The sequence below is a fragment of the Pseudomonas simiae genome, assembly GCF_900111895.1.
GTDB classification, from domain to species: Bacteria; Pseudomonadota; Gammaproteobacteria; order Pseudomonadales; family Pseudomonadaceae; genus Aquipseudomonas; species Aquipseudomonas simiae.
In genome coordinates this window covers 175,422-198,488 of the sequence record NZ_FOKB01000006.1, presented here as the reverse complement: position 1 = coordinate 198,488, position 23,067 = coordinate 175,422, and the positions used below count along the sequence as shown (strand labels likewise).

General features: G+C 59.2%; 16 protein-coding genes. 4 read left to right on the top strand and 12 right to left on the bottom strand.

Going from position 1 to position 23,067, the window contains the following annotated elements; genetic code table 11:
• Window positions 1-259: 259 nt before the first annotated feature.
• The gene (locus BMZ57_RS28950) at window positions 260-1,564 is read left to right on the top strand and encodes an ATP-binding protein (RefSeq protein ID WP_083266243.1); all 1,305 of its coding nucleotides are present in this window, start codon (window positions 260-262) and stop codon (window positions 1,562-1,564) included.
• A gap of 386 nt (window positions 1,565-1,950) precedes the next feature.
• On the opposite strand, the gene BMZ57_RS19685 is transcribed toward BMZ57_RS28950, so the two are convergent.
• The 9 genes from BMZ57_RS19685 to BMZ57_RS19645 all read right to left on the bottom strand — a co-directional run bounded on the left by BMZ57_RS19685 (window position 1,951) and on the right by BMZ57_RS19645 (window position 16,421).
• Window positions 1,951-2,820 (bottom strand): AraC family transcriptional regulator, encoded by an 870-nt coding sequence (locus BMZ57_RS19685; protein WP_069672839.1) that lies wholly within the window; start codon window positions 2,818-2,820, stop codon window positions 1,951-1,953.
• Window positions 2,821-3,269: 449 nt separating this feature from the next.
• Window positions 3,270-4,640, bottom strand: coding sequence for an exopolysaccharide Pel transporter PelG (pelG, locus tag BMZ57_RS19680; protein WP_010214016.1), 1,371 nt, complete (start codon window positions 4,638-4,640; stop codon window positions 3,270-3,272).
• Window positions 4,641-6,155: a GT4 family glycosyltransferase PelF gene (gene pelF, locus BMZ57_RS19675; RefSeq protein ID WP_010214017.1), complete on the bottom strand. Its 1,515-nt coding sequence runs from the start codon at window positions 6,153-6,155 to the stop codon at window positions 4,641-4,643.
• Window positions 6,145-7,140, bottom strand: a complete 996-nt coding sequence (locus BMZ57_RS19670) for a HEAT repeat domain-containing protein (protein WP_010214018.1) — start codon at window positions 7,138-7,140, stop codon at window positions 6,145-6,147. The genes pelF and BMZ57_RS19670 overlap by 11 nt, the downstream gene beginning before the upstream one ends.
• Window positions 7,118-8,485: a PelD GGDEF domain-containing protein gene (locus tag BMZ57_RS19665; protein ID WP_021492207.1), complete on the bottom strand. Its 1,368-nt coding sequence runs from the start codon at window positions 8,483-8,485 to the stop codon at window positions 7,118-7,120. The genes BMZ57_RS19670 and BMZ57_RS19665 overlap by 23 nt, the downstream gene beginning before the upstream one ends.
• A 5-nt stretch (window positions 8,486-8,490) precedes the next feature.
• Window positions 8,491-9,009: a hypothetical protein gene (locus BMZ57_RS19660; RefSeq protein ID WP_010214021.1), complete on the bottom strand. Its 519-nt coding sequence runs from the start codon at window positions 9,007-9,009 to the stop codon at window positions 8,491-8,493.
• A 26-nt stretch (window positions 9,010-9,035) separates the two neighbouring features.
• The gene (locus BMZ57_RS19655; RefSeq protein WP_069672840.1) at window positions 9,036-12,635 is read right to left on the bottom strand and encodes a tetratricopeptide repeat protein; all 3,600 of its coding nucleotides are present in this window, start codon (window positions 12,633-12,635) and stop codon (window positions 9,036-9,038) included.
• Window positions 12,613-15,426, bottom strand: a complete 2,814-nt coding sequence (locus BMZ57_RS19650; protein WP_042571320.1) for a bifunctional glycoside hydrolase/polysaccharide deacetylase family protein — start codon at window positions 15,424-15,426, stop codon at window positions 12,613-12,615. The genes BMZ57_RS19655 and BMZ57_RS19650 overlap by 23 nt, the downstream gene beginning before the upstream one ends.
• Window positions 15,427-15,488: 62 nt before the next feature.
• On the bottom strand, window positions 15,489-16,421 hold the full coding sequence (locus BMZ57_RS19645) for an NAD-dependent epimerase/dehydratase family protein (protein WP_069672841.1): 933 nt from the start codon (window positions 16,419-16,421) through the stop codon (window positions 15,489-15,491).
• Window positions 16,422-16,933: 512 nt separating this feature from the next.
• On the opposite strand from BMZ57_RS19645, the gene BMZ57_RS19640 reads away from it, so the two are divergent.
• From BMZ57_RS19640 to BMZ57_RS19630, 3 genes are read left to right on the top strand one after another with little or no spacing between them, the layout of a single operon-like run.
• Complete coding sequence (locus BMZ57_RS19640; RefSeq protein ID WP_010214028.1) at window positions 16,934-18,280, top strand: CHASE2 domain-containing protein; 1,347 nt, start codon at window positions 16,934-16,936, stop codon at window positions 18,278-18,280.
• 37 nt (window positions 18,281-18,317) lie between these two features.
• Window positions 18,318-18,683, top strand: a complete 366-nt coding sequence (locus BMZ57_RS19635; RefSeq protein ID WP_069672847.1) for a hypothetical protein — start codon at window positions 18,318-18,320, stop codon at window positions 18,681-18,683.
• A gap of 14 nt (window positions 18,684-18,697) precedes the next feature.
• On the top strand, window positions 18,698-20,275 hold the full coding sequence (locus tag BMZ57_RS19630) for a M48 family metallopeptidase (RefSeq protein WP_044286474.1): 1,578 nt from the start codon (window positions 18,698-18,700) through the stop codon (window positions 20,273-20,275).
• A 3-nt stretch (window positions 20,276-20,278) separates the two neighbouring features.
• Here BMZ57_RS19630 and BMZ57_RS19625 read toward each other — a convergent pair whose 3' ends face one another.
• The 3 genes from BMZ57_RS19625 to BMZ57_RS19615 form a co-directional block, all read right to left on the bottom strand.
• Window positions 20,279-20,980, bottom strand: a complete 702-nt coding sequence (locus BMZ57_RS19625) for an SDR family NAD(P)-dependent oxidoreductase (protein ID WP_010214032.1) — start codon at window positions 20,978-20,980, stop codon at window positions 20,279-20,281.
• A gap of 20 nt (window positions 20,981-21,000) precedes the next feature.
• Window positions 21,001-21,204 (bottom strand): tautomerase family protein, encoded by a 204-nt coding sequence (locus tag BMZ57_RS19620; RefSeq protein WP_010214033.1) that lies wholly within the window; start codon window positions 21,202-21,204, stop codon window positions 21,001-21,003.
• 203 nt (window positions 21,205-21,407) lie between these two features.
• Entirely contained in the window at window positions 21,408-22,724 is a 1,317-nt protein-coding gene (locus BMZ57_RS19615) for an OprD family porin (RefSeq protein WP_010214034.1), read from the bottom strand.
• Between the last annotated feature and the right edge of the window lie 343 nt (window positions 22,725-23,067).

Below are 23,067 nucleotides of genomic sequence, written 5' to 3'. Positions count from 1 at the left end.
ATTCCAGCGGCAATCTGTGATCGCTGGAACCGAGATAGCCCCTGTGGCTGGCAGCGAAAGCATTTTGTATGGTTTCTAAATTACTACGTGCGCCACCACGCTGGATCGACGTGCTATGACTATCTGGTGACCATGCGCTTGCTCACGACTCGCTTAGGAAAATCTTGGCAGCTCAACGACTAGGCGAGGTTCAACAACCGGCCCAAGCTGGGTGAAAACGAACGTCTGCAAGCCGGACTACGAGCTTAAAGGATCAGATATGTATGTAAAACACGTCTCGCTTAGAAACTTTGGTCCATTTTCCAAGGCAGATTTCGAATTTTCGGGGTCTGCCATCAACATCGTAGTGGGGGCCAACGCAACGGGGAAGACTCAGCTTTGTGGTGCCATAATTGCTGCGATTGTGGGGCGGCCTGCTGTTCAGATTCGCGAAGGTGCGACTGGACCGTCAGAGGTATCAGTCACACTGATTGAAGGTTTTCTTACTGAGATGGCGACGCTTTATGTCACAGAGAACTCCCCTGGGAGGGTCTCCGTTTCACAGGAGCCATGTCCATTGGCGATTCAAATCTTAGCTACAATGAGTGACCCTTACGGGGCGCGCCTGGTTCTAGCGGAAGGAGGCGAATCGCACGACCTGATAAATGACGATTTGAAAGTAATCGAAAGCGAGTTACCGGAAGGTATCAAGTATCACGAGCGGTGGTTACAGATACGTAACAACTGGTCATCCAATCAATATATCGGGTCACGAGGTGAGCACGACTTAGCTCTCGTTGTGCGAGAGCTAGCTATACGGAAAAAGACAAAATCAAGTCTGCCGCTTTTGATAGATGGCCTCGGGATGCATTGGGATCAGCCAACTCGGGGCTTTGCAGTTGAGGTTCTAAACGAAATAGCAAAACTTTCCCAAGTAGTTGTTTTCACAAACCGGGAAGACTTTTTCGTAAGTGGCACAACCATCGAAATTTTTCAACCTGAGAGGATGTCAGATGCGTTGGCGGGTTACAACAACCGTCTCTTCGCGCCACAAAGCACTGGGCGCAGACGGAGGCAAGCTCCAGCGTGGATAAAAGGGGCTAAATTCCCGAACCAAGAGAGTCGTATATGCGAACTGAAGGAGATAAAAGGAAATAATCCAATAGGGTCAATAAAGTCACTTGTCGATCAATATGCAGTAGCGTTCATGAATGCTGGAGTTTCGCAAAATGGCTCAATATATTGGGGTGTTCGCGACGAAGACTTATCTATTATTGGTGTGTCTTTGTCAGAGCGAGAATGTGATGAGCTTCGGCGAGTCGTCACAGAGAAGCTCCATAAAATTGCGCCAGCGATAGCACCGACTGCTTATCAAATAGAATTGCATCCCGTAAGTGACGGTATGAAAATTATTGACGGCCTATATCTTGTCGAGGTGAGAATCCCAGCAGTTCGCCGTACCCTGCTATTCGCAACGGGAAGTCAAGAAGTTTACGTTAAAACTGACGCAGGAAAACGACGATTGTCCGCAGTAGAAATTCAATGTGAGCTACTGAGACGAGTGGGTGTCGAGCCATCTTTCTAAAATTTCTCTAAATACTATAATATTTGACTTGGTGTCAGCGCAACACGCTTTAATTTAGCGACACGAATTCAAAAAAATCTTATAAGTCGGCAATGCGAGGACACTTTTTAAATGCCGGTTTCGATTCCACTGAACGCCATGACGAGCCGATTTATTTATAGTTACTATTAGGGGTACACCAAATTTTCCACCGAATTCCAGACCCGCAGAAAACCTAGCCCCGCCTACCACTACCGTTCGTCTGGTGCCGCACCATACAAAACAAAGCCCTCGCAGAAATGCGAGGGCTTTGTTGTTTCTGGGGTTTGGAAACTCCCCCTAGAACCTGTCACATTGCTGCGCGGACACTCGTCAACGTCCGCCAGGGTCGAAAGCTGCTTGCTCCGCTATTGCAGCGGAACATACACATCAGTTTGCCATTGATCCTGCGGTGTCTCGGGATAGGCGCTCAGGTAATGAAAGAACAGCGGCTGGTCACGAAGTTCCTCTCCACTGGCCGGAAGCCAATCGCGGTAAATCGGATAGATCGTTTCGCCGATGTGATCCGGTGACCCCGCGTGTCGCACCACGACGCAGCGACCGCCAGGAATGACGATCTCGTGCACACCGAACTCATTCGACGCCACGGCCTCGTGAATCTCGCCGCAGATTGCGAAGCGGAATTCTTGTGGAGGTGTCGTATCGGGGTTGCCATAGGGAATGCCAAAGGTGCGACTCGATGCCACCGGCGACTGTCCGCTCTGCATACGCCACTCGATGAACTTGCCTACGCTCTCATTGACGAGCCCGGCGGGTCCGCAGTGCTCAAGCGTTGCTACCCTGACTTCAGGGAATTCCACGATTCGTACTTGCATGATGATAGTCCTGGAAAAGTGAGGGATTGCGAATACCGTACTCCAGACCTGCCAGTTCGGTTCTTTCCCGAACGCACTCGGCGTCATACCGAACGCCCGCCTGAACGCCCTGCAAAATGCCTCGGGACTTTCAAAGCCGGCACCGAGTGCGGCGTCCAGTACCGAGTGATCAGCGAGGGAGGCCAAGCGATGGGCCGCGCGTCGTAGCCGCATCAGTTGCACATAACGCGAGACAGTCACTCCTACGAACGCGGTGAATTGCCGATGGAAGTGAAACGCCGAAAAGTTCGCCACATGGCTCAACGTCTTCACCGACAGGTCACCTTCGAGATTGGCATCAATGTAGGCGAGTACGGCGTTGAAGCGTTTTGTGTAAGCGAAGTTGGTCGGCATGTCAGACACTGGGAAAAGGCTCCGGGACGTACGGTCGGCAATAGAGTCGACTATAACGGCGTGAACGCGCCTAGCCGCGTTTGCTCAAGGTGCGTTTTGGGTTGGCCAATGTGATCTCGTCCAAGGCGATGCAAAGGTCGGGGGCATCCAGGTGTCCACTTCTGACCGTCTGTTGCCTGTCGCCACGGCAGCTTTTGGCGGACTTCTGCCTATTCTCGACGGAAGAGATGATCATCAACGTTCGAATTCGGGAGGTTTACCATTCCGTATGCGGCTCTGAATGACTTGCAGACCGACAATGTGCTGGCATCTAAAAAATCCCGAGTTCGATTCCACCGAACGCCATAAGTAACTGATTTTTCAGTTACTAGTTCAGCGCCAAACCGCCCCACCATTCCCACAACAAAAAAGGCACTTGCCGCGAACGCCAAGTGCCTTTCTCACATCACCAAACCCAATTAACGCGCCAACATAAACGTCTCATACTCCAGATCTTCCAGCGCCGACGACAGCCGCGCCAGCCCCAGCAGTACACACACCAGCAACGACAGCGTGAACCCATACCCAAAGAAGCTAGGCCCCAGGTGCATGCTCAGTAGCGTCAAAGCGGCGTTTAGCACGGCGAACAGTACGCACAGCTCCAACACTACGCGGCGTTTGTCGAGGTAGAAGAACACGTTGAGCAACGCCATGAACACCACCTGGATGCTCACGCCGATCAAGTCGATGTAGAACAGGGGCAGGTAGTAGCTGGAGATGCCGATCCACTCCAGTAGGCGGGGTGCGAAGAGGAACAGCAGCACCACGGTCAGGCCCTGGACTTTGCAGATTTCCAGCAGGCCCTGGCGGATGGAGAGGGTCATTTCGGTTTTCAGCGAGCCGATGTGCTGCAAGGTCTCGCCGTCTCGGATGGCGCGGAACAGGCGGTCGTACCATTCGGCGAAGTCGGTTTCGATGCGCACCAGGAACACCGCCATGCCGGGGATGATCGCCAGGTAGGCGATGAAGATCGGCATGTCGTACAGGATCGAGGCACGCAGCGGGCCGATGACCGAGTTGGAGGTGCCTGGGTTGAACCAGAACAGGATCTTGTCGACCCAAATGCCGAAGTTGTAGAAGAACCCCGTCACCAGCAGGCTGAGGAATACGTTGCGACGATTGAGGAAATCGAACGCAATCATTTTCTCGGCGCGGTACTCGCGCAGGATGTCGTACAGGTACAAGAACAGCAGGCTGCCGTGCCCGATCAACAACGCCAGCAACAGGCCAGGCATTTTCAGGAAGCTCAGCAGGTAGGCGCTCGCCACCATCAGCGAGTAACCCACCACCATCACCATCAGGATGCGGTTGTACTTTTTCATCCCCGAGAGAAAGATGATCACCAGCCACAGGTTGCACAGCACCACGAAGTTCGACAGCACCAGCACGCGGTAGATCAGCGGCTGATCGAACAGCACCGCCAGCACGATAATCCCCAGCACCCCGGCGCCGACCGTGACCATCAACAGGATGCCCAGCAGGTTGGGCAGGATCTGTTCATAGTTGTGCTCGAACAGCTGGTCGGACACAAAGCGGGTGAAGAACAACTGCAGGCCGCCCGTGAGGATCAACGAGCTGGCCATCAGGTAGGTCACCGTGACCAGGAACTGCCCCACCAACGAGTTGGGCAACAGCAGGCCCAGGCTGATGATCCCCACCAGCATCACGCTGATGATCGACAGCACCCACGGGCCGGAGCTGATCAGGCCCGCATACACATACGCGTGCAAGGTGGCGGTGTATGAGTCGCGCGAGAGGATCTTGCGCAGTTCGAAGCCAATACCGGCCATTTAACTGTTCTCCATGGCTGCCTGGTACAGGTCGCGGTAGCGCTGCAGCATCAAGGCTTCGGTGTAGTAACGGTTGACCCGCAGCAAGCCGGCGGCCTGCGCAGCCTTCCAGCGCGCGGGGCTGCGCAGCAGTTCCAGGATGGCGGCGGACGTGGCTTGTGGATCGGCAATCGCCACCACCTTGCCCGCCATGCCCAGGTCACGGTCTTCGGCGCTGCCACCTTCGATCAGCTCGCGGCATGAGCCGACGTCGCTGCTGATCACTGGCGTACCGGCGGCCCAGGCTTCGAGGATCACCAAGGGTTGCGCTTCGCTGATCGAGGTCAGCACCATCAGGCCCAGCTTGGGCAAGATGTCCTGGATGCGCTGGAAGCCCAGGAAGTGCACCTTGCCTTCAAGCCCAAGGCTCGCCATCAAGCTGCGGCATTCACTGACGTATTCCGGGTCTTCCTCTTCGGGGCCGACAATCCAGCCTTCGGCATTCGGCATGGCGCTGATCACGCCACGCATGGCACGCAGGAAGGTTTTCACGTCTTTGATCGGCACCACGCGGCCGATCAACCCCACCACGGGGGCGATGCCCGGCTCGCGGGTTTCCATGGCACGGGACCATTGCGACAGGTCGATGCCATTGGCGATCAACTGTGTACGGCTCGGATCGGCACCGTCCTTGATTTGGCGCTGACGGTTGCCGTCGTACAAGGCAATGATCTTGTCGGCGCTGTTGTACGCCAGTTGGCCGATCCGTTCGAAGTAGCGTACCCACAGGGTGCGGATATACCCCGAGCCCCCGTCGAGGCTGCGGTTGAGCGCCTGCCCGGAGCTTTCGGCAATCCACGTGGCCTGGGCCAGATCGATCTTGCGCTCCTTGGTGTAGATACCGTGTTCGCTCAGCAGGTAAGTGCATTTCCAGCGGTGCTTGAGGATGCAGCCCAGCAGCCCGGCGTAACCGGTGGAAATCGAATGCAGCACCCGCGCAGGCGGCATCTTGCGCGAGGCTTCGGCGAGCATCAGCAAGGGTGACTGCAACGAGCGCAGGGTCCAGAAATAGTTGACGAACGAGGGGTCGGCGCAATGCTGACGGTAGCCTTCGCTGAGGGTTTCCCAGCTGGCACGGCTGCGCAATACATCATCCAGGGTCATATGGCCCTCGGCGATGCAATTGAGCATGCGCTCACCGAGTTCCCGCTCCGGCGGGTCCGGGTGATGCAAAAAGCGATAGAGGTCAGCCAGTTGCTGCGGGTCGGCATCGCGTGGCTTGCCACGGGTGTCGGCGGGGTGCGTTGCGTCTTCGAGGAACACTTCTTCGATGTGCACCACGTTCGCCGGCACTTCATAACGCCGCGAGGTATACGCCGAACGCTGGCCACCGATGAACATCACCGAAAAAGTCAGTTCCGGCAGGCCCAGGATCATCTGGTGAATCCAGCTTGATACACCGCCGCGCACGTACGGCCAGGTGCCTTCCAGCAGCAGGCAGATGTCGGCCGTCGGGGTGGGTTCCTTATGATTCATTCCAGCTCCTCACCAACTCAACGAAGGGTGGCCGCTGACGGGTTTTTTCCGGCAGGCTGGCAAGCAGCCCGGGGATTTCGTGATAGCGACCCGTCTCGAACGCCAGCTCGGCATGGAAAGGCAGTAACTGAGCCGCACCCAGGCCGTTTCGCTCAGCTTCGTGCAAGAGGGCCTCAGCCCGCTCATTTTCACCGCGCTCCAGGGCAATACGGCCGGCCAGCAAAAACAGCTCACCGCCCTCACCTGCCGCCAGACCTTGCTCGGCGTGTTCACTCGCCTGGTTCAGCACGTGCTCAAGCACACTGCCTTGGGCCAGGCCGAGGTAGGCCAACTCCCAGTACCAGCGCGCCAACATGCTGTGCACCGGGCCGGCCATTCGGGGACTGACGCCCGCCAACTGTTCCAACGCCATCTGGATGTGCAGGTTGATGTCGCTTTCCTGCTTGTCGAGCATCGAGTACGCCAGGAGACGGACGTCATCACTGGGGTCACCCAAGGCCAGCTTGAGGATAGGAACCGCGTCCTTGCCCGGCATGCGGCGAGTCGCCAATAGAGCGGCCAGTCGCTGATCGGGGTTGGGCGCGTGACGCAGCACGTCCTGCAAACCACCGTCGGCGAAGATCGGCGTGCGCGTCTGGGCCTGCGCGCGGAACGGCAGGCCAGGAATGCCGACCGATTGCCACGCTTGCTGGTCGCGTTTACGCGGCAGGTACAGCGCCGGGAAGATCGACGCCACCACGCCCAGGGTGCCGATCACCGGCACAAAAAATGCCAGGCTGAAAATGAACAACGGGCTCCACGGCAAAGGTGCCCGGTAGCGTGCCGGCAACAGCAACCATACGGCGCCGCACAGCATCAGGCAGGCAAGGCCATGGCTGACGATAAACACCAACAGTTGGTGCAACTGCGGCGCATCGAGCCACAAACTGGCCCAACTGCCCGCCTCCAACAACACGGCGCCGCTAAACAGCCACTTGCTGATCATTCAGGCCACACTCGTTGTAAAGGAAGTTACGCAGCCCGTTGCGATCACAGCCAGGCTCCAGATTGAAAGGCATGACCCGTACACCCAGGCTGTCCAGATCCGTGTCGATGCCAAAGTGTTCGTGCAGCAACAGGCCGATACGCGCGAGGTAGCCTTGGGTGCCTTCCGGGCTGGTCAACGGCAACAGCACCAGCAGCAGTGCGTGATCGCGGTTGTTGCGCACTGGCAAGTGCAGGTCCAGGCCACGTTGGCTGCGCGCCATCAAGCGTGTCAGCTCGTCGTTGACGCGTGTCATCTCGAACGCGAACAACCCGGCAGGCAAGGTGTGCTGTTCAACATCCACCAGCGACCGCTTGAGCTGCAACGAAAATTGCTGGGCGTCCGCATCGGGCAGGCGCAGCACCTGCGAATCGCGTCGCAACAGGTCGGCAATGTGGCCGGCCAGCAGCGACAAGAGGCTCAAGGTGCGATCCTGGAACGCAAAGAACGGCATCTGCCGAACCGCCAGGATCGCCAGCAGGCGGCCTTCGGCATCGATCAACGGAATGCACGCCTGCAGCGAGGAAAACTGCGCGGCGTTACCGGCATCAATCAGTTCCTGACGCACACTCACCAGCTCGCCGCGTTCCAGGCAGAGCTTGATCAAACCGTCATCGGTTTCCAGCGGCCCCATCACGCCGATCATTGCCAAGGCTTGGGGCAGTACGTTTTTCTCGCTTTCGTCGACGCGGTACAGGCCCGCCACGCGCAATGCACCGTATTGGCCGAGCATCGCCACGATCGGCTCGGCCAACTCGCTCAATGCGTCGCCTTCAACCGGCATGCCACGCAGTTTTTCACGCAGGCCCAGCAACGAGCTGCGCAGGCTCTGGTCACTGCCGGCCACACGCTGCTCCAGCAGGTCATGGGACACCCGCAGGATCTGGTGGGCACGGGTGAATTCGTCGAGACGGTACTGACGGTATTCGTTGGCCATCTGCAGACGCTCCAGACGGCGTACCCACAGGTCGCGAACCTCGCCCACCAGCATCCCGCAAACCAGCACACCGACGATGAACGACGGCTCAAGCTGGGTATAACCTTCATGCCCGGTGTAGCGCAGGGCAAACAGCGCCGCCACCAGCAGTACGGCGCTGAACAGGCCGCGCACAAAACCGTAACGCACACCCAACAGCAGCGGCGCCAGGATTGGCCAGGGGAAACCACCGTGCATTTGCAACGGGTCTTCGGGAGTCAGCCAGAAGCCGAGGCCAATGGCCAAGCCCGTTACCAATAGCGTTTCCAGCCAAGACACCGGCCCGCTGGCGCGAGGCGCCAGGCTGTAATCCATGTGTGGAGAATTCATTGCGTTCACTCGAATCGAAGGGCGCCAACCAATTTGTCGATTACCGTCTGAGCATTGCCCGCCAGGCTTTCACGGGACCAACCGGCGCGCGCGCCGCTTTTGCTCCAGAGCACGCGACCGCTGTTGGCTTCCAGCACGCGCAGGCTGATGCCCACCGCTGGCTCGCCGTCGAGGCCGTTCTTGTACTGCCACTCTTCGACGCTGCCGGCGACGACGTAATCGAGCTTCTGCTCACGCGCCCATTCCAGGGCACCGGTGAGGCGCTCATTGTCATCCATCAGCGCCTGTTCGCCCTGGGTGCTGGTTGGGTAGACCCGAGGTTGCAGGCCGTGGCTGCTGAGCACGCTGAGCAGGATCTGCTCGCTGCGCTCACCCGCCTGCGGGGTCTGCGAATAGTTGACCATCGGCACGATGCCCCACTGCGCATTGCGCGGCAGGTTCGGGCTGCTTTCACTGGTGAAGCTGGAGCAGCCGGCGACGAACAGTACTGTCAGAGCCAGGCTCAGGTTACGAATTGCTTGCATAGGTTTTTCTCCCGTAGATTCTGTAATCAGCGCCCGAAACGCACGCCGTAGCTCATACCCAGTGTGCCGCCGGACTTGCCATCCCCGCCCTGTGGCGCAGATTGGTAGCCGAAGGTGAGGGCCAGTTCGTCGTCACCCAGGACTTCGAAACCAATGCCCGTATTGATGCCGTAGTTGAAGGTTTGGTCGGTCCATTGCCACCCCGCCGTCATGTCCACCAGCCAGGTGTACTGCGGCTTGCTGCGCACCAGGGCACCAGGGATGCCGCGGCGCCAGGACGTGCCGACGTAGAGTTGGCCGTAGCGACTTTGCAGCAGGTCGCCCGACGCAATGGTCTGCAACTCGATCGGATCACCCGGCTCAGGCGGCGCGACATCAGGCACTCGAATCGGCCCATTGAAATCGCTGGAGAGGTAATCCAGGTTGCGATCCTTCACGTTGTTCTTCTGGTAATCCACACCGCTGCGCACCGTCCAGTTAGGCCCGGCGAATTCCAGTGTGTGATTCAGCTCCAGCTTCAGCGCATGACCATTCCCCAACGATTTGTCGGTACGTGTCGAGAACGAGCGCTGTGCCACTTCCCAGCTCAACTGGTCCCGCGCGGTCAGGCCGTGACGGCCGCCGACCCAGGCGCGGTCCTGCTGGCCGAAAGCACGCATCAAGCCGCTGTCGTCGCTTTTGCGATGCCAGTCCAGGCCGGTCTCGATCTGGTGGCTGTCGCCCAACTGCCACATGCGCGACAGGCCCAGGCCGTTACGGTCGTCGTCCTTGCGCTGGCTGGTGTCGGCGAACAACTTCCAGCTGCCGTTTTCCACTGAGCGCACCAAGGTCAGGGCCGCGTTGCTCTCGTCGCCAATGCGCGAGGAGATGACGTCGTCGCCTTTATAGTTGCCGTGTTCCATCTCGACATCGGCGTACCAGTTATCACCCAGGTTGTGGGCGATTTCCAGGCGCGGCGAGTCAAACGACAAGCCACCGAAATCCTGTTTCTGATACGACAGCAATGCGCCTTGCGGAGTGGCTTCGTGGATCTCCACCGCCTGGCGACGCAGTTGCTCGTTCACCGAATCCGGCTGGTCGTCGCCCAGTGCAGACAGGCTTGTTTCCAGTGCCTCGTTGGTGCGCCCCAAACGGCTGAGCGCCTGTGCGCGCTGCGCCGGGTTCAGGTCGCTGCTGGCCAACAGGGTTTCGACCTGGGCTTTATTACGGCTGCGCAAGGCTTCCTGGATCTGCTCGTAACGGTCAACCTTGAGGCCCTGGGTGCGCGCCCAGGCCAGCCAGTCGTCTTTCTGCGCTTGCTGGTTGGTCGCATCCAGACGAGCCAGCAGGCGCTCGAACCACAGCTGTTTCATCGACGGCGAACCGTCTTTCCACTTCAGGAGTGCTTGCTGGGCCTTTTGCGGTGAATAGCTGCTCGACATCAAACGCAACCAGATCGCGTAGCGCTGGGACGACGGTTGCAGGTTCTCGGCCTCAGGGCTGCGCAGCAACTTCAGGCGCAGGCGCTGGGCGGCGTCCTGGTAGCCAGACGTTTCCAGTGCGTCGGCATACGCCGCCTGCACCAGCCAGTCGTTCGGGCTGAGCTTGAGGTACAGGCGATACCAGGCCAATGCTTCGGCATCGCGCCCCAATAGCTGGCTGGCACTGGCGAACGGCAGCCAGAGCAGACGGTCGTGCCGTGCATTTGCACGCCATTTGGTCAGCAAGGGTTTGAGTTTTGCCGTGTCGGCCTGGTCGACATACAGCCAGGTCAAGCGCTCGCGGAACAGGTTGTCATCGGGGTAGCGCGACAAGCCCAGCAGATAGAGACGCTCAGCCTCGGTGGCATCGCCCTGCTCCGCTGCCAGGGCACCGCGTACCGCCAGAACCTGGGCTTGCTCGTAGGCTTCCGGGTATTTTTTGGCGTCTTCCAACAGGGCAACCACCTGATCCCACTCCTGGAGCTCCTGGGCCAGTTGCAGTGCCTCGACCAACCGCTGCGGGTCTTGGGCACGGTGCCAACTGTCGACCATCAACTTCAAGGCACGCTGCGGATCGCTGGTGCGATACAGGGTGATCAACTGGCTCTCGTCGCCACTGGTCAGCTTGCCTTTGAGGGACAGCAGCTTTTCCAGGGAGACGCGTAAGTCTTCGTCGCGCTCCAGGCCCCAAGCGAGCGCCGCACGGGTGTGCCAGTATTCAGGATCATCGATGGACGCATCGTCCGACTTCACCACTTCCCAGGCCGCTTGCTCGTCGAACAACTTCATTTCCGTGCTGGCCCAATCGACCAATTCGGCGGTGGTCAGCTTGTAGCGGTTTGCATAGTCCTTGTAGAGCTTGCCTTTGGCCGCGAACTGCCCGGTGTTTTCCAGGTTCTGCAGCAAGCGTGTCCAGGCCAGGCGATGGCCCGGGTACTTGCGCAGGTAAGTACGCAACCAGGACTCGGCCTCAGCGGGAGTGCCGCGAGACTCATGGCCGTAGATCAACGCATCCAGTTCGATGTCCGTGAGCGGACGCTGCTGCATGATCTCTGCAAGCAATGGGATCGAACGGGCAAAGTCGAATTGCAGGCTAGCGAGGCGCCAGGCGTGCTCGCGGATTTTCGGATCTTCCTTGAGTTTGAGCAGGTGAATCCAGTAGTCCAGCGCGGCTTCGTTATCGCCGCGCCACTCACCGAGCTTGGCCATTTGCTCCAGCAACTCGCTGTCATCCGGGTAATCGATGACCAGCTCCTGACCGGTTTCCCACGCACCTGCCAGATCATTGATAGACAGGCGTACATGGAATTCTTTGACCAGGATTTTGCGATTGTCAGGCTCCAGGTCATGCCACTGCTGGAGCACACGCTGGGCCAGTTCGAACTGCTTGGTCGCAACGGCGACATCCACGCCTTGCTCCAGCCACGCCACGTCAGTTTGCGGGTTTTTCAGCTGGGGCAACTCGTCAGCCAGCACTTGCGCGGCCTGCTCGTCACGGCCGGCCGACAGCAGGCTGTTGAACGCGAGTTGCGCGTATTCCCGTCGCTCACCCGGTTGCTGGGCGTCACGCTTAAGTTGCAGATAGATGTCTGCCGCGCGCGCAGGTTGCTCCCCCGCCAGGTACCACTGCGCGGCTGATTTGAGCGCATCGGTACGTTGCGCCGGGTCACGCCCTGCGATCTCTTCGAACACCGTGGCGGCAAACGCCGGAGCCTGCAGGGTCAGCGCCAGCTTCGCCAGGCTCTGCAGCTGGGCCACCGGCAGCTTGCGATGATCGAAGCTTTGCAAACGCTCGACCAACGCCTGTTGCACGATCAGATCATTGCCACCGGCCGCGATCAGCGCGTCCAGTTCCAGGCGATAGTAGGCCTGGAGTTCGGGTTGCGGCTTGGGCCAGGCATCCACGTGTTGGCGCGCCTTGGTGTAGTCACCGAGGCGAATCAGCAAGTCGACCAGTTGCAAACGCAAGTGGTCGTCGTCCGGATGCGCCGTCAGCAATAGCTCGGCATAGTTGGCCGACACGGCGTCGGGCTCACGCCCGTCGGGCTGGAACACTTCTTCACGCTGGAAGGTTGCCCACAGCAGGCCACCCACGGCCACCGCGACCACCGCCAGTGCCCATGGGTTGAGCAGGCGGCTGCTTTTAGTTGCAGAGGAGTTGACCATTACTCACCTGCTTCATAGGAAGTTGAAAAGTCCAAAGGCCGGCCGAAGCCTTGCCCGCGAATCGTTGCCCATCGACTTCCACGCGGCAGGCAGTTGCCGAGCGCACGGAGAAGGTCAAGTCGAACTGACCGGCAAAGGAAAAGCTCACGCGACGATCGTCCAGGTAACGCCAATCGAGTAACGGCACGTTGGCTTCCTCCAGCGCAGGTCGAGGGTCTCTGTCGGCACGCAATGCCAGCAACGCCCGGTCGCTGCTCAAGGCCACGTAGCGCCCTTGCGGCAGGTCGCGTACGCCAGCAATGCCTTGTGATTTGAGCAAGTCCGGCCAGCCCATTTGCGCGTCAAGGCGCACGGTACGCAGTGCGTCCATCCCGCGAATCTGCCAAGCGCCGTCGGCAGTACGCGCCAGGCTCGACTGATACAGGCCGTGCAGACGATCGATGTAGTCAGTCATCCACAACGACATCGGTTGCTGCTCGCGCATGTAGCCGTAGATCTCGTGCATGGCCTTGATCGAGGCCTGCTTGGTGCTGGAATAGAAGTGGTAGTAGAGGTGCAGGCCACGCAGGCGGCGCGGGCTGTCAGTCAGCTCGAAGGTCTCGATCAACTCGCGGAACCCGTAGTACGGGCCTTTCCACAGGTTGGTGTACAGGTTCTCGTTGATGATCGGCGCGTAGTACTGCAACCCGCCAGGTGTCGGGCGCAGCAAGGGGTTGAGGCCGGTCAGCGACGGGTTGGCCTTGGTCATGATGGTTTCAGCGCCGTTGACGTTCTTCAGGCCAGCGTCATACGCCAGCTTGATGGTGTCCGAGGACGGCAGTGCATCACCTGGCCAGAACACCATCTTCACCGGCTTCTGCGGGGTGGTCAGGTTCTGGTTGATGTAGTCGCGCGAGCCAAAGATCTCGCGGCGAAAGTCGATTTTATCGTAGCCAGCGATTTTCATATTCAAGCCGTATTCCGGGCTGAAATTCTCGCGCTTCTGGGCTTTTTCCGGCTGCATGAAAAACGGGTGGCTGAAGGTGTGCGTGGCCACTTCGACCTTAGGGTTGGCGAAGATCTCACGGGCAATCGGCTCAAGCTCACGCGCCAGGAACGGGAACGCGCCACGCGGCGAGATCTCGCCTTCGATGATCGACACTGATGTCAGGAACGGGTTGGGCTTGATGTAGTCGTCCAGGGTGTGGCGACCGGCGTAGGGCGTACCCCGCACTTCGGCACGGGAGGGGAAACCGTCGCCATCGATGTGCACGGTCGCAATGCGCCGGCCATTTTCGGTGGTGGTGTCCGGCCGCGGTTGCGCCGGCAGCTGCAGGCTGGCCTGGAGGAACGCAAACGGATCGAGAATCCAGCGGCTGCGCTCGTTGTTGCTTTCAAGCAGGTAAGGCGCGAGCGCAATGCCGCCCCATTTGCCAACCACCACCGGGTTGAAAACGGCGCCATTGGCACCGCTCAAGGACAACGCCGGGGTGGGGCCGTTGGGCAATACCGAGACCGCTGCCAGGTCACGGGAGCGAGGCACCACCGGTGCCTCGAATGCGCCCAGCAGGGTCTTGTCCTGGTGGGTGACGGTCAACACTTGAGTGGCGGGCGGCGCATCCCGCTTGAGGCCCAGGCGCTTGAGCAGCAGCTTGTCCTCAACCGGCAGGCCACTGAAAAACACCACCGGGACCTGTTCGTCCAGGCGTGCGTTGATAAAGCGATTGAACGCCGGTGCATCCTGCGACGGGCCGCTGGTCATCCAGGTGACCACGCCTGCGTACAAGCCACTGAAACCGTAAAGCGGCAGGTTACTGTCGGCAGGCAGATAATCGACACGGTAGCCAAGATACTCCAGCAAACCACCCAGGTTGCTATGGCCGGCGGCATCTTCCAGCGCGCCTTCACGCGGATCGAAGATCATCGCAATACGGCGCGGCTGGACCTCGATGCTGCTGATACCCAAGGTGTTGAGGTCCGGGGTACTGATGTAGGGAATGAAACCTTCATCGCGCAGACGCTTGGCGAGCTTGCGCGCTTCTTCACGGCGCTCCGGTGGCAAGTAGTCGATGGCCACCAGCGGCACGCCCTTGGCGCGCAGCGGTTGCAGATGGGTTTCGAGCCACTGGCGATCGGACTCGGACACCGGGCGATAGCGTTTGGCGGAAGCATCCCAACCGGCATGAATCGACTCGACCGCCACGGCGGCGGCAACGCCGTCCAGTTCAGGCAACACTTCGAAACCACGGTTGAAAAACAGCTTCAGGTTCGGCTGACGCTTGTGCAGTTCACGCAGCAAGCTGGCCAGGCCGACGCGTTGGCTTTCGCGCGAGGCTTGGGGCATCAGTTGGAAGCTGTCGAGCGTATCGAGGAACAGGCCCGCATAGCCTTGCGCTTCAAGCGCTTTGGCGCGCCCGAAGAGATGCTCACGCCAGGCCGTCGAGGTGAGGTCCATCACCTGACTGTCCCAGGCGTCGTTACGCACCGGGGAAACCGCTTTGCTCAACCCGGCTTTCTCGACCTCCGCCTTGTTGCCATCGAACTCACCGATGGACAGGTACGCAAACGGCTGGCTACCCAGCGCCCGCAAGGTCTTCACATCGCCGGGCGTCATGTGGCCCGGCTCGACCACGGCCCAGTCGAACTGCGACAGTTCCGGCAGCGGAGGTTGCTCGGCGTACCAGAAAGCCACGCTGCTCGGTTGAGATAAAGCAGCAGCCTGCACAGCCGGCCCACCGACGAATAAGGCAAAAGCGGCGAATAGCCGCTCAGCGATCGCGCGGATACGCGTCCTGCGGAAAACGATTTCCATAATTTACTCTTGAAGATGACTGAGCCAATACTGCGTAAACGTCGGGCGAAGTGACCGGCGAACTACAAACTGCGCAACAGCTGCGCCAAACCCTGGCCAATCGACGTCGGTTGCGGGAGTGCAAAGCGCTCCAGCAGACGGGTGTTATTGGCGCGCGAATGGCGGATGTCGCCTTGGCGCGGTGCCTGGTACGTCACGTTCAACGCGGTGCCGGTGGCATTGCCCAGTTCAGCGATCAGGTCATTGAGACTGGTCGAGCGGCTGAGCCCTACGTTGATTGCTTCAGGTGCCGGTTCGCGGGTCTCGACTGCCTGGACGAGAATGCTCACCAGATCCTGCACGTAAACGAAATCGCGGGTTTGCTCGCCGTCACCAAAGACGGTAATTGGCTGACCCGCCAACGCGCGCTCGGTGAAGATGCTGATCACGCCGGAGTACGGCGAAGACGGATCCTGGCGTGGGCCGAAGATATTGAAGAAGCGGAATATCACCGGCTCCAGGCCGTGCTCGCGACGGTAGAAGTCCAGGTAGTACTCACTGGCCAGTTTGTCGCTGGCATAAGGCGTCAGTGGGGACTTGGGGGTGTCTTCGGCGATGGCCGTGCCTTCGCCGTTGTTGCCGTAGGTGGCTGCGCTGGAGGCAAACACTACCCGCGTCACGCCGGCCTTGAGCATGCTTTGGCACACATTGAGCGTGCCGACGAAATTGGCCTGGTGGGTGGCGACGGGGTCGTCTACCGAAGCCTGCACCGACGCCACCGCAGCCAGATGCACGACTGCGCTGCAGTCAGCCATGGCCTGCTCGACCACGGCACTGTCTGCGACATCGCCAATCATCAGCTCCAGGTCAGGATGTGCGACGGGCAGGTTAGCCACCTTACCGGTCGACAAGTTGTCCAGTACGCGAATCTTGTAGCCTTTACCCAGCAAAGCTTCTACCAGATGTGACCCAATAAAACCTGCACCGCCGGTAACCAGAATTCGTCCTACAGCCATGAAGTTTGCTTCCTAAGACTCGAGCGCAGGCACGCAGCAGCGAACCCGCTAATTAAAGGTGACAGTGTTTAAGGGCTACCCTGACCAACGTCGCCTGGCCATCCGAGTCCAAGCCGCCTTATCCCTGAATCTTGAAGAACCACAGCCTGGGACGAATGCGCGTCACTAATGTCATTTTAATGGCTTAGAGCCATCAAAATCGTCGCGAATAATGTTGGATCCGAAAGGGACTGTCAACGTATTGTCTAACTTGCCGCCAAACGGCAGCCTCAGCCATAAATAAGTCATTTAATTGACGGCGCTAATTGATCATTACGTTGTCTTCGCGATTGGCTATGCGTCCGAGGCGGCGTTCAGTCGCGCCTGTAAACCCATGCTGGACGCTCGCCACGCACGAACATTGCTGAGAACCCGCGCGTGCGACACCTATATGGCACTTAGCCACCTTTTTCATTGACACCCCCTCCCCGCTCCGTTAAAAACCCTGCCTTGCTTGTGCTTCTAATCGAGACATGGATTTGTCGACCCCACCGCTTTTTAATCACCGCCGCTACTGGCTCGCGGCAATCATCGTGCTACTGGCGGTCCTGGACCCTTTCGGCCTGGCCAGTTCCAGCGACAAGGCGTCAGCGCAGTGGCTTAACCGCATGTTCGCCAGCCACTATTCCAACGAAGGTCAACAACGCGTGGCGGTGGTGGTGATCGATGACGCCTACCTGATGCGCAACGGCACCTCTTGGCCGATGCCCTACGGCGAGCAGAGCAAATTATTCAAACGTTTGCTGGCGTACAAGCCCAAGGCTGTTTTCGTGGACTTGCTGTACAGCCATGACCATTCTTTTGGCGACCCGGCGCGGGGCAGCCAGCTACTGGCAAATGTGTTCGAGCGTTATCAGCGCCAGGGTATCCCGCTGTGGCTGGCGAATACCGGCGTCGTGCGAGGAGAGGCGGGCCAGGCCAACACACTGCAACCCTTCGCCGAGGTCAGCCGCCCAGGCCTGGTGGCCTGGGAAGGCGTGGACGACCAGTACCCGTTGGCAGTTCAGACGCCACTAGGGCTTATGGAAACACCAGCCATGGTGCTCTACCGCGAACTCTGCAGAACGCAGAAGTGCCAGTCGCCGCCGGTGGATGCCCAAACCGCCGCACAGCGGCAGCCGATCGCGGTGCAGTGGGGGCTGAAGCTGGCGCCAGAGCAAGCGCGTATTGCTGATGTGCGCCACTGCGCGCCGGCGCGGCATTTTGTCCTGGATGGACTCGCACAGTTTTTCCAGGCGGTGTTCTGGAAACTCGACGACTCGGCCCAGGCCCGGTGCCCTTATACCCTGACGGTGTCAGCCAGCGACTTGGAAGTCAGCGACCCGCAGGACCAGGCATTGCTCACCGAGTTATTGCGCGATCGCCTGGTCCTGGTCGGCGCCAATATCACCTCCACGGGAGACTTGGTGGACTCGCCGGTTCACGGCCAGCTACCGGGCGTGTACCTGCACGCCATGGCCTTGGATAACCTGATCAATGCAGGCATGGACTACGCCCATGAGCCCGCCAACTTTCCCGGCCTGCCCTTCAATTGGCTGGACCTGCTGGAGCTCGCCCTATTGGCGTTGATCGCCGTGCTCAAGGCGCTGCATGCGCGACGGCTGGCGGGTCACCGCCCCTGGAGCCGTTGGCGCCGCCGCGAGATCCGGTTTTTTTCTTCGCCGTGCCCGTCGTGGTTGTTAGTGATGTCGGTGCTTGCCCTGATGAGTGTGTTGTTGAGCGTCAACAACATCACCCCGGTCAACGTGCTGGGCATCGTATTGCTGTCATTGGTGCTGTTCAGCGAGCGGATCGAAGCCTTCTTCGACCGAGATCGCTGAGTGTGCCGCTCAGATGTCTGACTCAAGGAACCCAAGGATGAACAGAAGCCTCATTGTCTTGCTTGCCACCCTCTTTACCCAGGGCGCCTGGGCGGAAACCCACAGCATCAAGGCATTCCTCGCCGACCCGGTAGCGGTGCTCGATGAGCAAGGTAAACAACAGCGCGAGTTATCGAAGCAGGAAACGCCTACGCAGCCCTTGCCGGTGTTGCAGCACAACAAGGCGCTGGACTTGGTGCAGGTGGAACTGGCCGGCCAGAAGGTCTGGTTGGACACGATGGACCTGCGCATCGAGCCGCCGCTGAACGTGGTGGACCTACCCTGCCAAGGCCTGACCAAAAGCCAGACCAAAGACAGCCGCAACAACTCCACCATTGGTTTTGGTGCCGGCTGCAATCAATAAAAAGGAGCGCTGCGGTGAAAGGATCTCTATGGGCGGCCAGCCTGCTGGCAAGCACGCTACTCAGTGGCTGCGCCACGTTGAAGGGCGCCGATCAGGCGTTCATGAATCTGGTGGGACCTTCGACCCAATCCCGGGTGCAGGGCCATTATGTGGATAACACAGACGTGCGCCCGTATTACAAACTCGACCCGCAACGCCAGAGCCAACAACGCTTGAGCTATGACGGACGCACAGTACCCGCAGCCGAGGCTCGCCAGCAGAACCTGGTGGATATTCCGATGCTGCAGGTGTATCTGCAGGGTATTGTCACGCGCTTATCCAAGGGCTGGCCGGGCGAGTTGCCAGCCTTGCAGGTAAAAATCACCGACAGTTACAGCTTCGGCCCTTCGGCTGACCCTTACGGAAATGTGTTCGTGCCTCTGGGCATGCTGGATAACGTAGGGAGCGAAGACGAAATCGCGGCGATGCTCGGTCATGAGATGAGCCACGTATTGCTGCACCACCACGATCGCATGGCCGCCTTCCAGCAGCAGAAAGAGATGTTCACCACGGTCGCCTCCACGGTCGCGTTGGCCACCATGGCTGCCGACACGGGCGTGGATCGCAGTTCCGGCACGATGAAATTGTTCAGCAAAGACCCCGCCGGCACCCAGAAGACCATCGGGAATACCGTGCTGTATACCGCGCTGGCCAACACGTTTTCCGACCATGTCTGGAGCACCGCCTGGGGCCGCACCCAGGAAGACCAGGCCGACTTGCTTGGCACTGACTTGATGATCCGCGCCGGTTATGCACCGCGTGCCGCGACCCACAGCCTTGAACGCCTCAGTGATTTTCAGGGCAAGCAAAAACCGTTGCTCACGGGCTTTCTGACCGCGCGTAAAAACGCCATGCAGGATTCGCTGCAGCAGTTCAACCTGAACCGGTTTACCCAGGAACTGGATGTGCTGGTCAAAGACGGCCTGACCACCAGCATCACCGCGACCGCCCAGTACTTCAATCGCTCCCATATGTCGGCAACTGATCGCGACACCGAGTTACGCCAGTACCTGCAACGCGAGTATCGCCAGGAGCGCCGTGCACGGATCAACACGCAAAGCTGGACGAAAATGAAGAGCACGCCGCAAGTGGCGAAAGCCATGCAAGGTTACAAGGATGCCTACTTCGCCAACGACGCCCTGGAGAAAAACAAAGTCCCAGACGCTGATGGGTTCATCCGCAAAGCCTTGGCCTCTCCCGTCAAAGACCAACCCGGTATCCGCCGCACCGCCTACACCGTGCGACTGGCCCAGGGCCGGAGCGGCGAAGCGCTGAAAGAGCTGCAAGCGATCAAGGACTGGAGCCTGGCGGGCCCCTCCACCTTCGACCTGATGATCAGCTATCACCTCAAACGCGGAGATGGGCAGTCGGCGCTGGCGATGATCGACAAGGCGGAACGTCACCTCGGCTCTGAAGAACTGTTCATCACCGAGAAATTATTGGCTAACCAGCAAGTGCAAAATGCGCAGCAGGTGCAAACCGTGCTGCGCAAGTGTGAGCAATATCCGGCACGTAAAGAGAACTGCAAAAAACTCGTGCCGGCCAAAGCCTGACGTTTAGTGACCGGCGCTTTGCCCACCGTCTACATGCAGAATTTCGCCGGTCACAAACCCGGCGTTCTCCAGGTAGACAATCGCCTGGGCGATGTCACTCACCTCGCCCATGTGCCCGACCGGATGCAATTGCCCGAGCGCCGCGTGGGTTTCCGCGCCGTGCATCGGCGTCTTGATGATCCCCGGGCTCACCGCGTTCACCCGGATGCCACGTTTGGCGTACTCGATCGCCAGGGACTTGGTGGCCGAATTCAGTCCGCCCTTGGTGAGGTTCGCGAGTACCGACGGCACGCCGTCAATCGCGTGATCCGCCAGGCTGGTGGTGACGTTGACGATGTGGCCGGCGTTGTTTTTTTCCATTTCGGCAATGGCGAGTTGGGTGATGTAAAAGAAGCCGTTGAGGTTCACCGCGAGGACGTTGGCGTAGTCCTCTTGCGTGTAGGCCGTGAACGGTTTGGCGACGAAGATACCGGCGTTGTTGATCAGGCTGTCGATGCGCCCGAAGGTGGCCAGGGTTTCGTGGATGACGCGCTGGGCGGTGGCCCGGTCAGCAATGTCGCCGGCGACGGTGAGGATGTCCGGGTCGGTGGATGGCTGGATCGAGCGCGAAGTAGCGACCACGCGGTAGTCGAGGGCACGGTAGGCCTGGACCACGGCAGCACCGATACCTTGGGATGCGCCGGTGATGATGACGACTTTCTTCATGAGGATTCTCCAGTAGGGATTCAGGCTTGGGATTTGCGGTATTCGGTGGTGGTGATACCCGCATAGCCCCAGTTGTCGGTGTCGACTTCTTCGATGACGATGTGGGTCAGATCGGGGCGTTTGTGCAGGACGCGTTCGAGGGTTTCGGTGAACTCGGCGATGACCTGGGCTTTTTGCTCCGAGGTAACGCCGTCACGGGTGATGCGCAGGCTGACAAAGGGCATGGCAGGGACTCCAGTGGCCGGCCATCGGGGTGATGGGCGGGCAGTGAGGTCAATTTAGGCTTGCGTCGGGGAGGGATAAAGGTGGGGCCGAGTACTTCATTCATACTGCGGTGTAACAAGACCGCAGCGCACTAGCGCGCATAAAAAAACCCCGAACCAGTCGGGGTTTTTTATCGCCTGGAATCAGGCACGACGCCGGATCATTAGAAAACGTTGATCGGGTAGTCGGCGAACAGACGGATTTCGTTACCGCCCACGTTGTACTGGTCGGCGTTATTGGACACGCGCAACCACGACGCACGCGCACGCAGGCTCAGGTCTTTGGCTGGACCGCTCTGTACGACGTATTTGAACTGGTTCCAGATTTCACGCTCGGTACCATCGCCACGGTTGGTACCGTCGTCAATGTTGGTACCGCGCACGTAGGCAACGTTGTAGGTCAGGCCCGGTACGCCGAAGGTGGCGAAGTCGATGCCGTAGCCAAGCTGCCAGGAACGCTCGTCCTTGCCGTTGAAGTCGGACCAGTAGGAGTTCGCCAGCAAGATGGTGTTACCACCGTCACCGATGCCGCCAGCGTTGCGGTAGCCGCCGTAGAGGTAGCCGGTGTCGCCGGTGCTGCGCTGGTGAGCGACGGTGAAGCTGTGCGGGCCGACAGCCCACGTAGCGCCCAGGCTCCAAATCTTGTTGTCACGGGCGTCAGCGTCTTTCTGGTTTTCCAGGGCGAAGCTGCGGTCCAGCTTGGTTTTGTAGCCGTTGAAGTCAAACGTCAGCGACTGCTTTTCTGGCAGGGCCAGCACGTAGTTGACGTTGACGTATTGCTTCTTCAGCACGTCCTGCATATCGGAGGCGTACAGGGCAGCCGACAGGCTTTCGGTGAATTTGTAGCTACCACCGATGTAGTCGATGCTTTTCAGGCGACCGCTGTCGGTGCCTTCCATGCTCTTGCGGGCTTCTTTGGTGAAGTGACCTGCGTCCAGTTGCAGACCGGCGATCTCTTTGGAAACGATCGACGTACCGGTGTAAGTTTCCGACAACAGACGGGAGTTGTCGTACTGCAGCACAGGCACGGCCGGGAACTGATCACCGTACTTGAGCACGGTGTTGGAAACGCGGAACTTCACGGCAGCGCCGCCCTTGGCCAGGTCGTGTGGGGCCGAGCCAGGGTTGTTCGAGCCATCAGGGTTGGTAGTGCCATTGCCCTGTTTGAAGAAGTCGATACCGCCAGCGCCGGCACGGCCTTTACCACCGTCCAGACGGATAGCGTATTGGCCAATCACGTCCACACCCACACCAACGGTGCCTTGGGTGAAGCCGGATTCGAGCTTGCCGATGAAGCCTTGGCCCCACTCGGCTTTGTCTTGCTTGCCGTTCTTGTAGTCACGGCTGATGTAGGCGTTACGTGCGGCGATGTTCAGGTGGCTGTCTTCGATAAAACCCTTCGACTGGTCCTGATCGTTTGCCATGGCTGTCGATGCGCTCAAAATCCCCAGAGCGATCAGACTCATCCGTTGCTTCAACATTTTCTTATATTCCTTATTCCTGGTTGAGTACGCGCTGTGACACCAGGCTCCATGTCGCTTTTTCTGGTGTCGACTGATTCCGGAAAAAAGAAGGCCCGCGGACGACTTAACAGGCCGCGGGCCTTTTTTTATTGGATGAGTCATGGCGGTTAGCCACAGGCGTTGGGCGCAATCCTAGTCGCGCCCGGAACTATGTGTCAATTTCGCGAATCGTCTGTATTTAGGCGAAATAATTCTAAGGAGGGACCTACAGCCGTTCTGAAAGCGACATAAAACCGCAGCAAAACAGGCAGGAAACACATCTAGTAACATATTTCAGGCCCGATACGTTTGGGAATGGATA

Bases quoted from the DNA above. Each gene is read 5' to 3' on its own strand.
- BMZ57_RS28950 (WP_083266243.1), top strand. From the start codon at position 260: ATGTATGTAAAACACGTCTCGCTTAGAAACTTTGGTCCATTTTCCAAG.
- pelG (WP_010214016.1), bottom strand. From the start codon at position 4,640: ATGGCCGGTATTGGCTTCGAACTGCGCAAGATCCTCTCGCGCGACTCA.
- pelF (WP_010214017.1), bottom strand. From the start codon at position 6,155: ATGAATCATAAGGAACCCACCCCGACGGCCGACATCTGCCTGCTGCTG.
- BMZ57_RS19670 (WP_010214018.1), bottom strand. From the start codon at position 7,140: ATGATCAGCAAGTGGCTGTTTAGCGGCGCCGTGTTGTTGGAGGCGGGC.
- BMZ57_RS19665 (WP_021492207.1), bottom strand. From the start codon at position 8,485: ATGAATTCTCCACACATGGATTACAGCCTGGCGCCTCGCGCCAGCGGG.
- BMZ57_RS19660 (WP_010214021.1), bottom strand. From the start codon at position 9,009: ATGCAAGCAATTCGTAACCTGAGCCTGGCTCTGACAGTACTGTTCGTC.
- BMZ57_RS19655 (WP_069672840.1), bottom strand. From the start codon at position 12,635: ATGGTCAACTCCTCTGCAACTAAAAGCAGCCGCCTGCTCAACCCATGG.
- BMZ57_RS19650 (WP_042571320.1), bottom strand. From the start codon at position 15,426: ATGGAAATCGTTTTCCGCAGGACGCGTATCCGCGCGATCGCTGAGCGG.
- BMZ57_RS19645 (WP_069672841.1), bottom strand. From the start codon at position 16,421: ATGGCTGTAGGACGAATTCTGGTTACCGGCGGTGCAGGTTTTATTGGG.
- BMZ57_RS19640 (WP_010214028.1), top strand. From the start codon at position 16,934: ATGGATTTGTCGACCCCACCGCTTTTTAATCACCGCCGCTACTGGCTC.
- BMZ57_RS19635 (WP_069672847.1), top strand. From the start codon at position 18,318: ATGAACAGAAGCCTCATTGTCTTGCTTGCCACCCTCTTTACCCAGGGC.
- BMZ57_RS19625 (WP_010214032.1), bottom strand. From the start codon at position 20,980: ATGAAGAAAGTCGTCATCATCACCGGCGCATCCCAAGGTATCGGTGCT.
- BMZ57_RS19620 (WP_010214033.1), bottom strand. From the start codon at position 21,204: ATGCCCTTTGTCAGCCTGCGCATCACCCGTGACGGCGTTACCTCGGAG.
- BMZ57_RS19615 (WP_010214034.1), bottom strand. From the start codon at position 22,724: ATGTTGAAGCAACGGATGAGTCTGATCGCTCTGGGGATTTTGAGCGCA.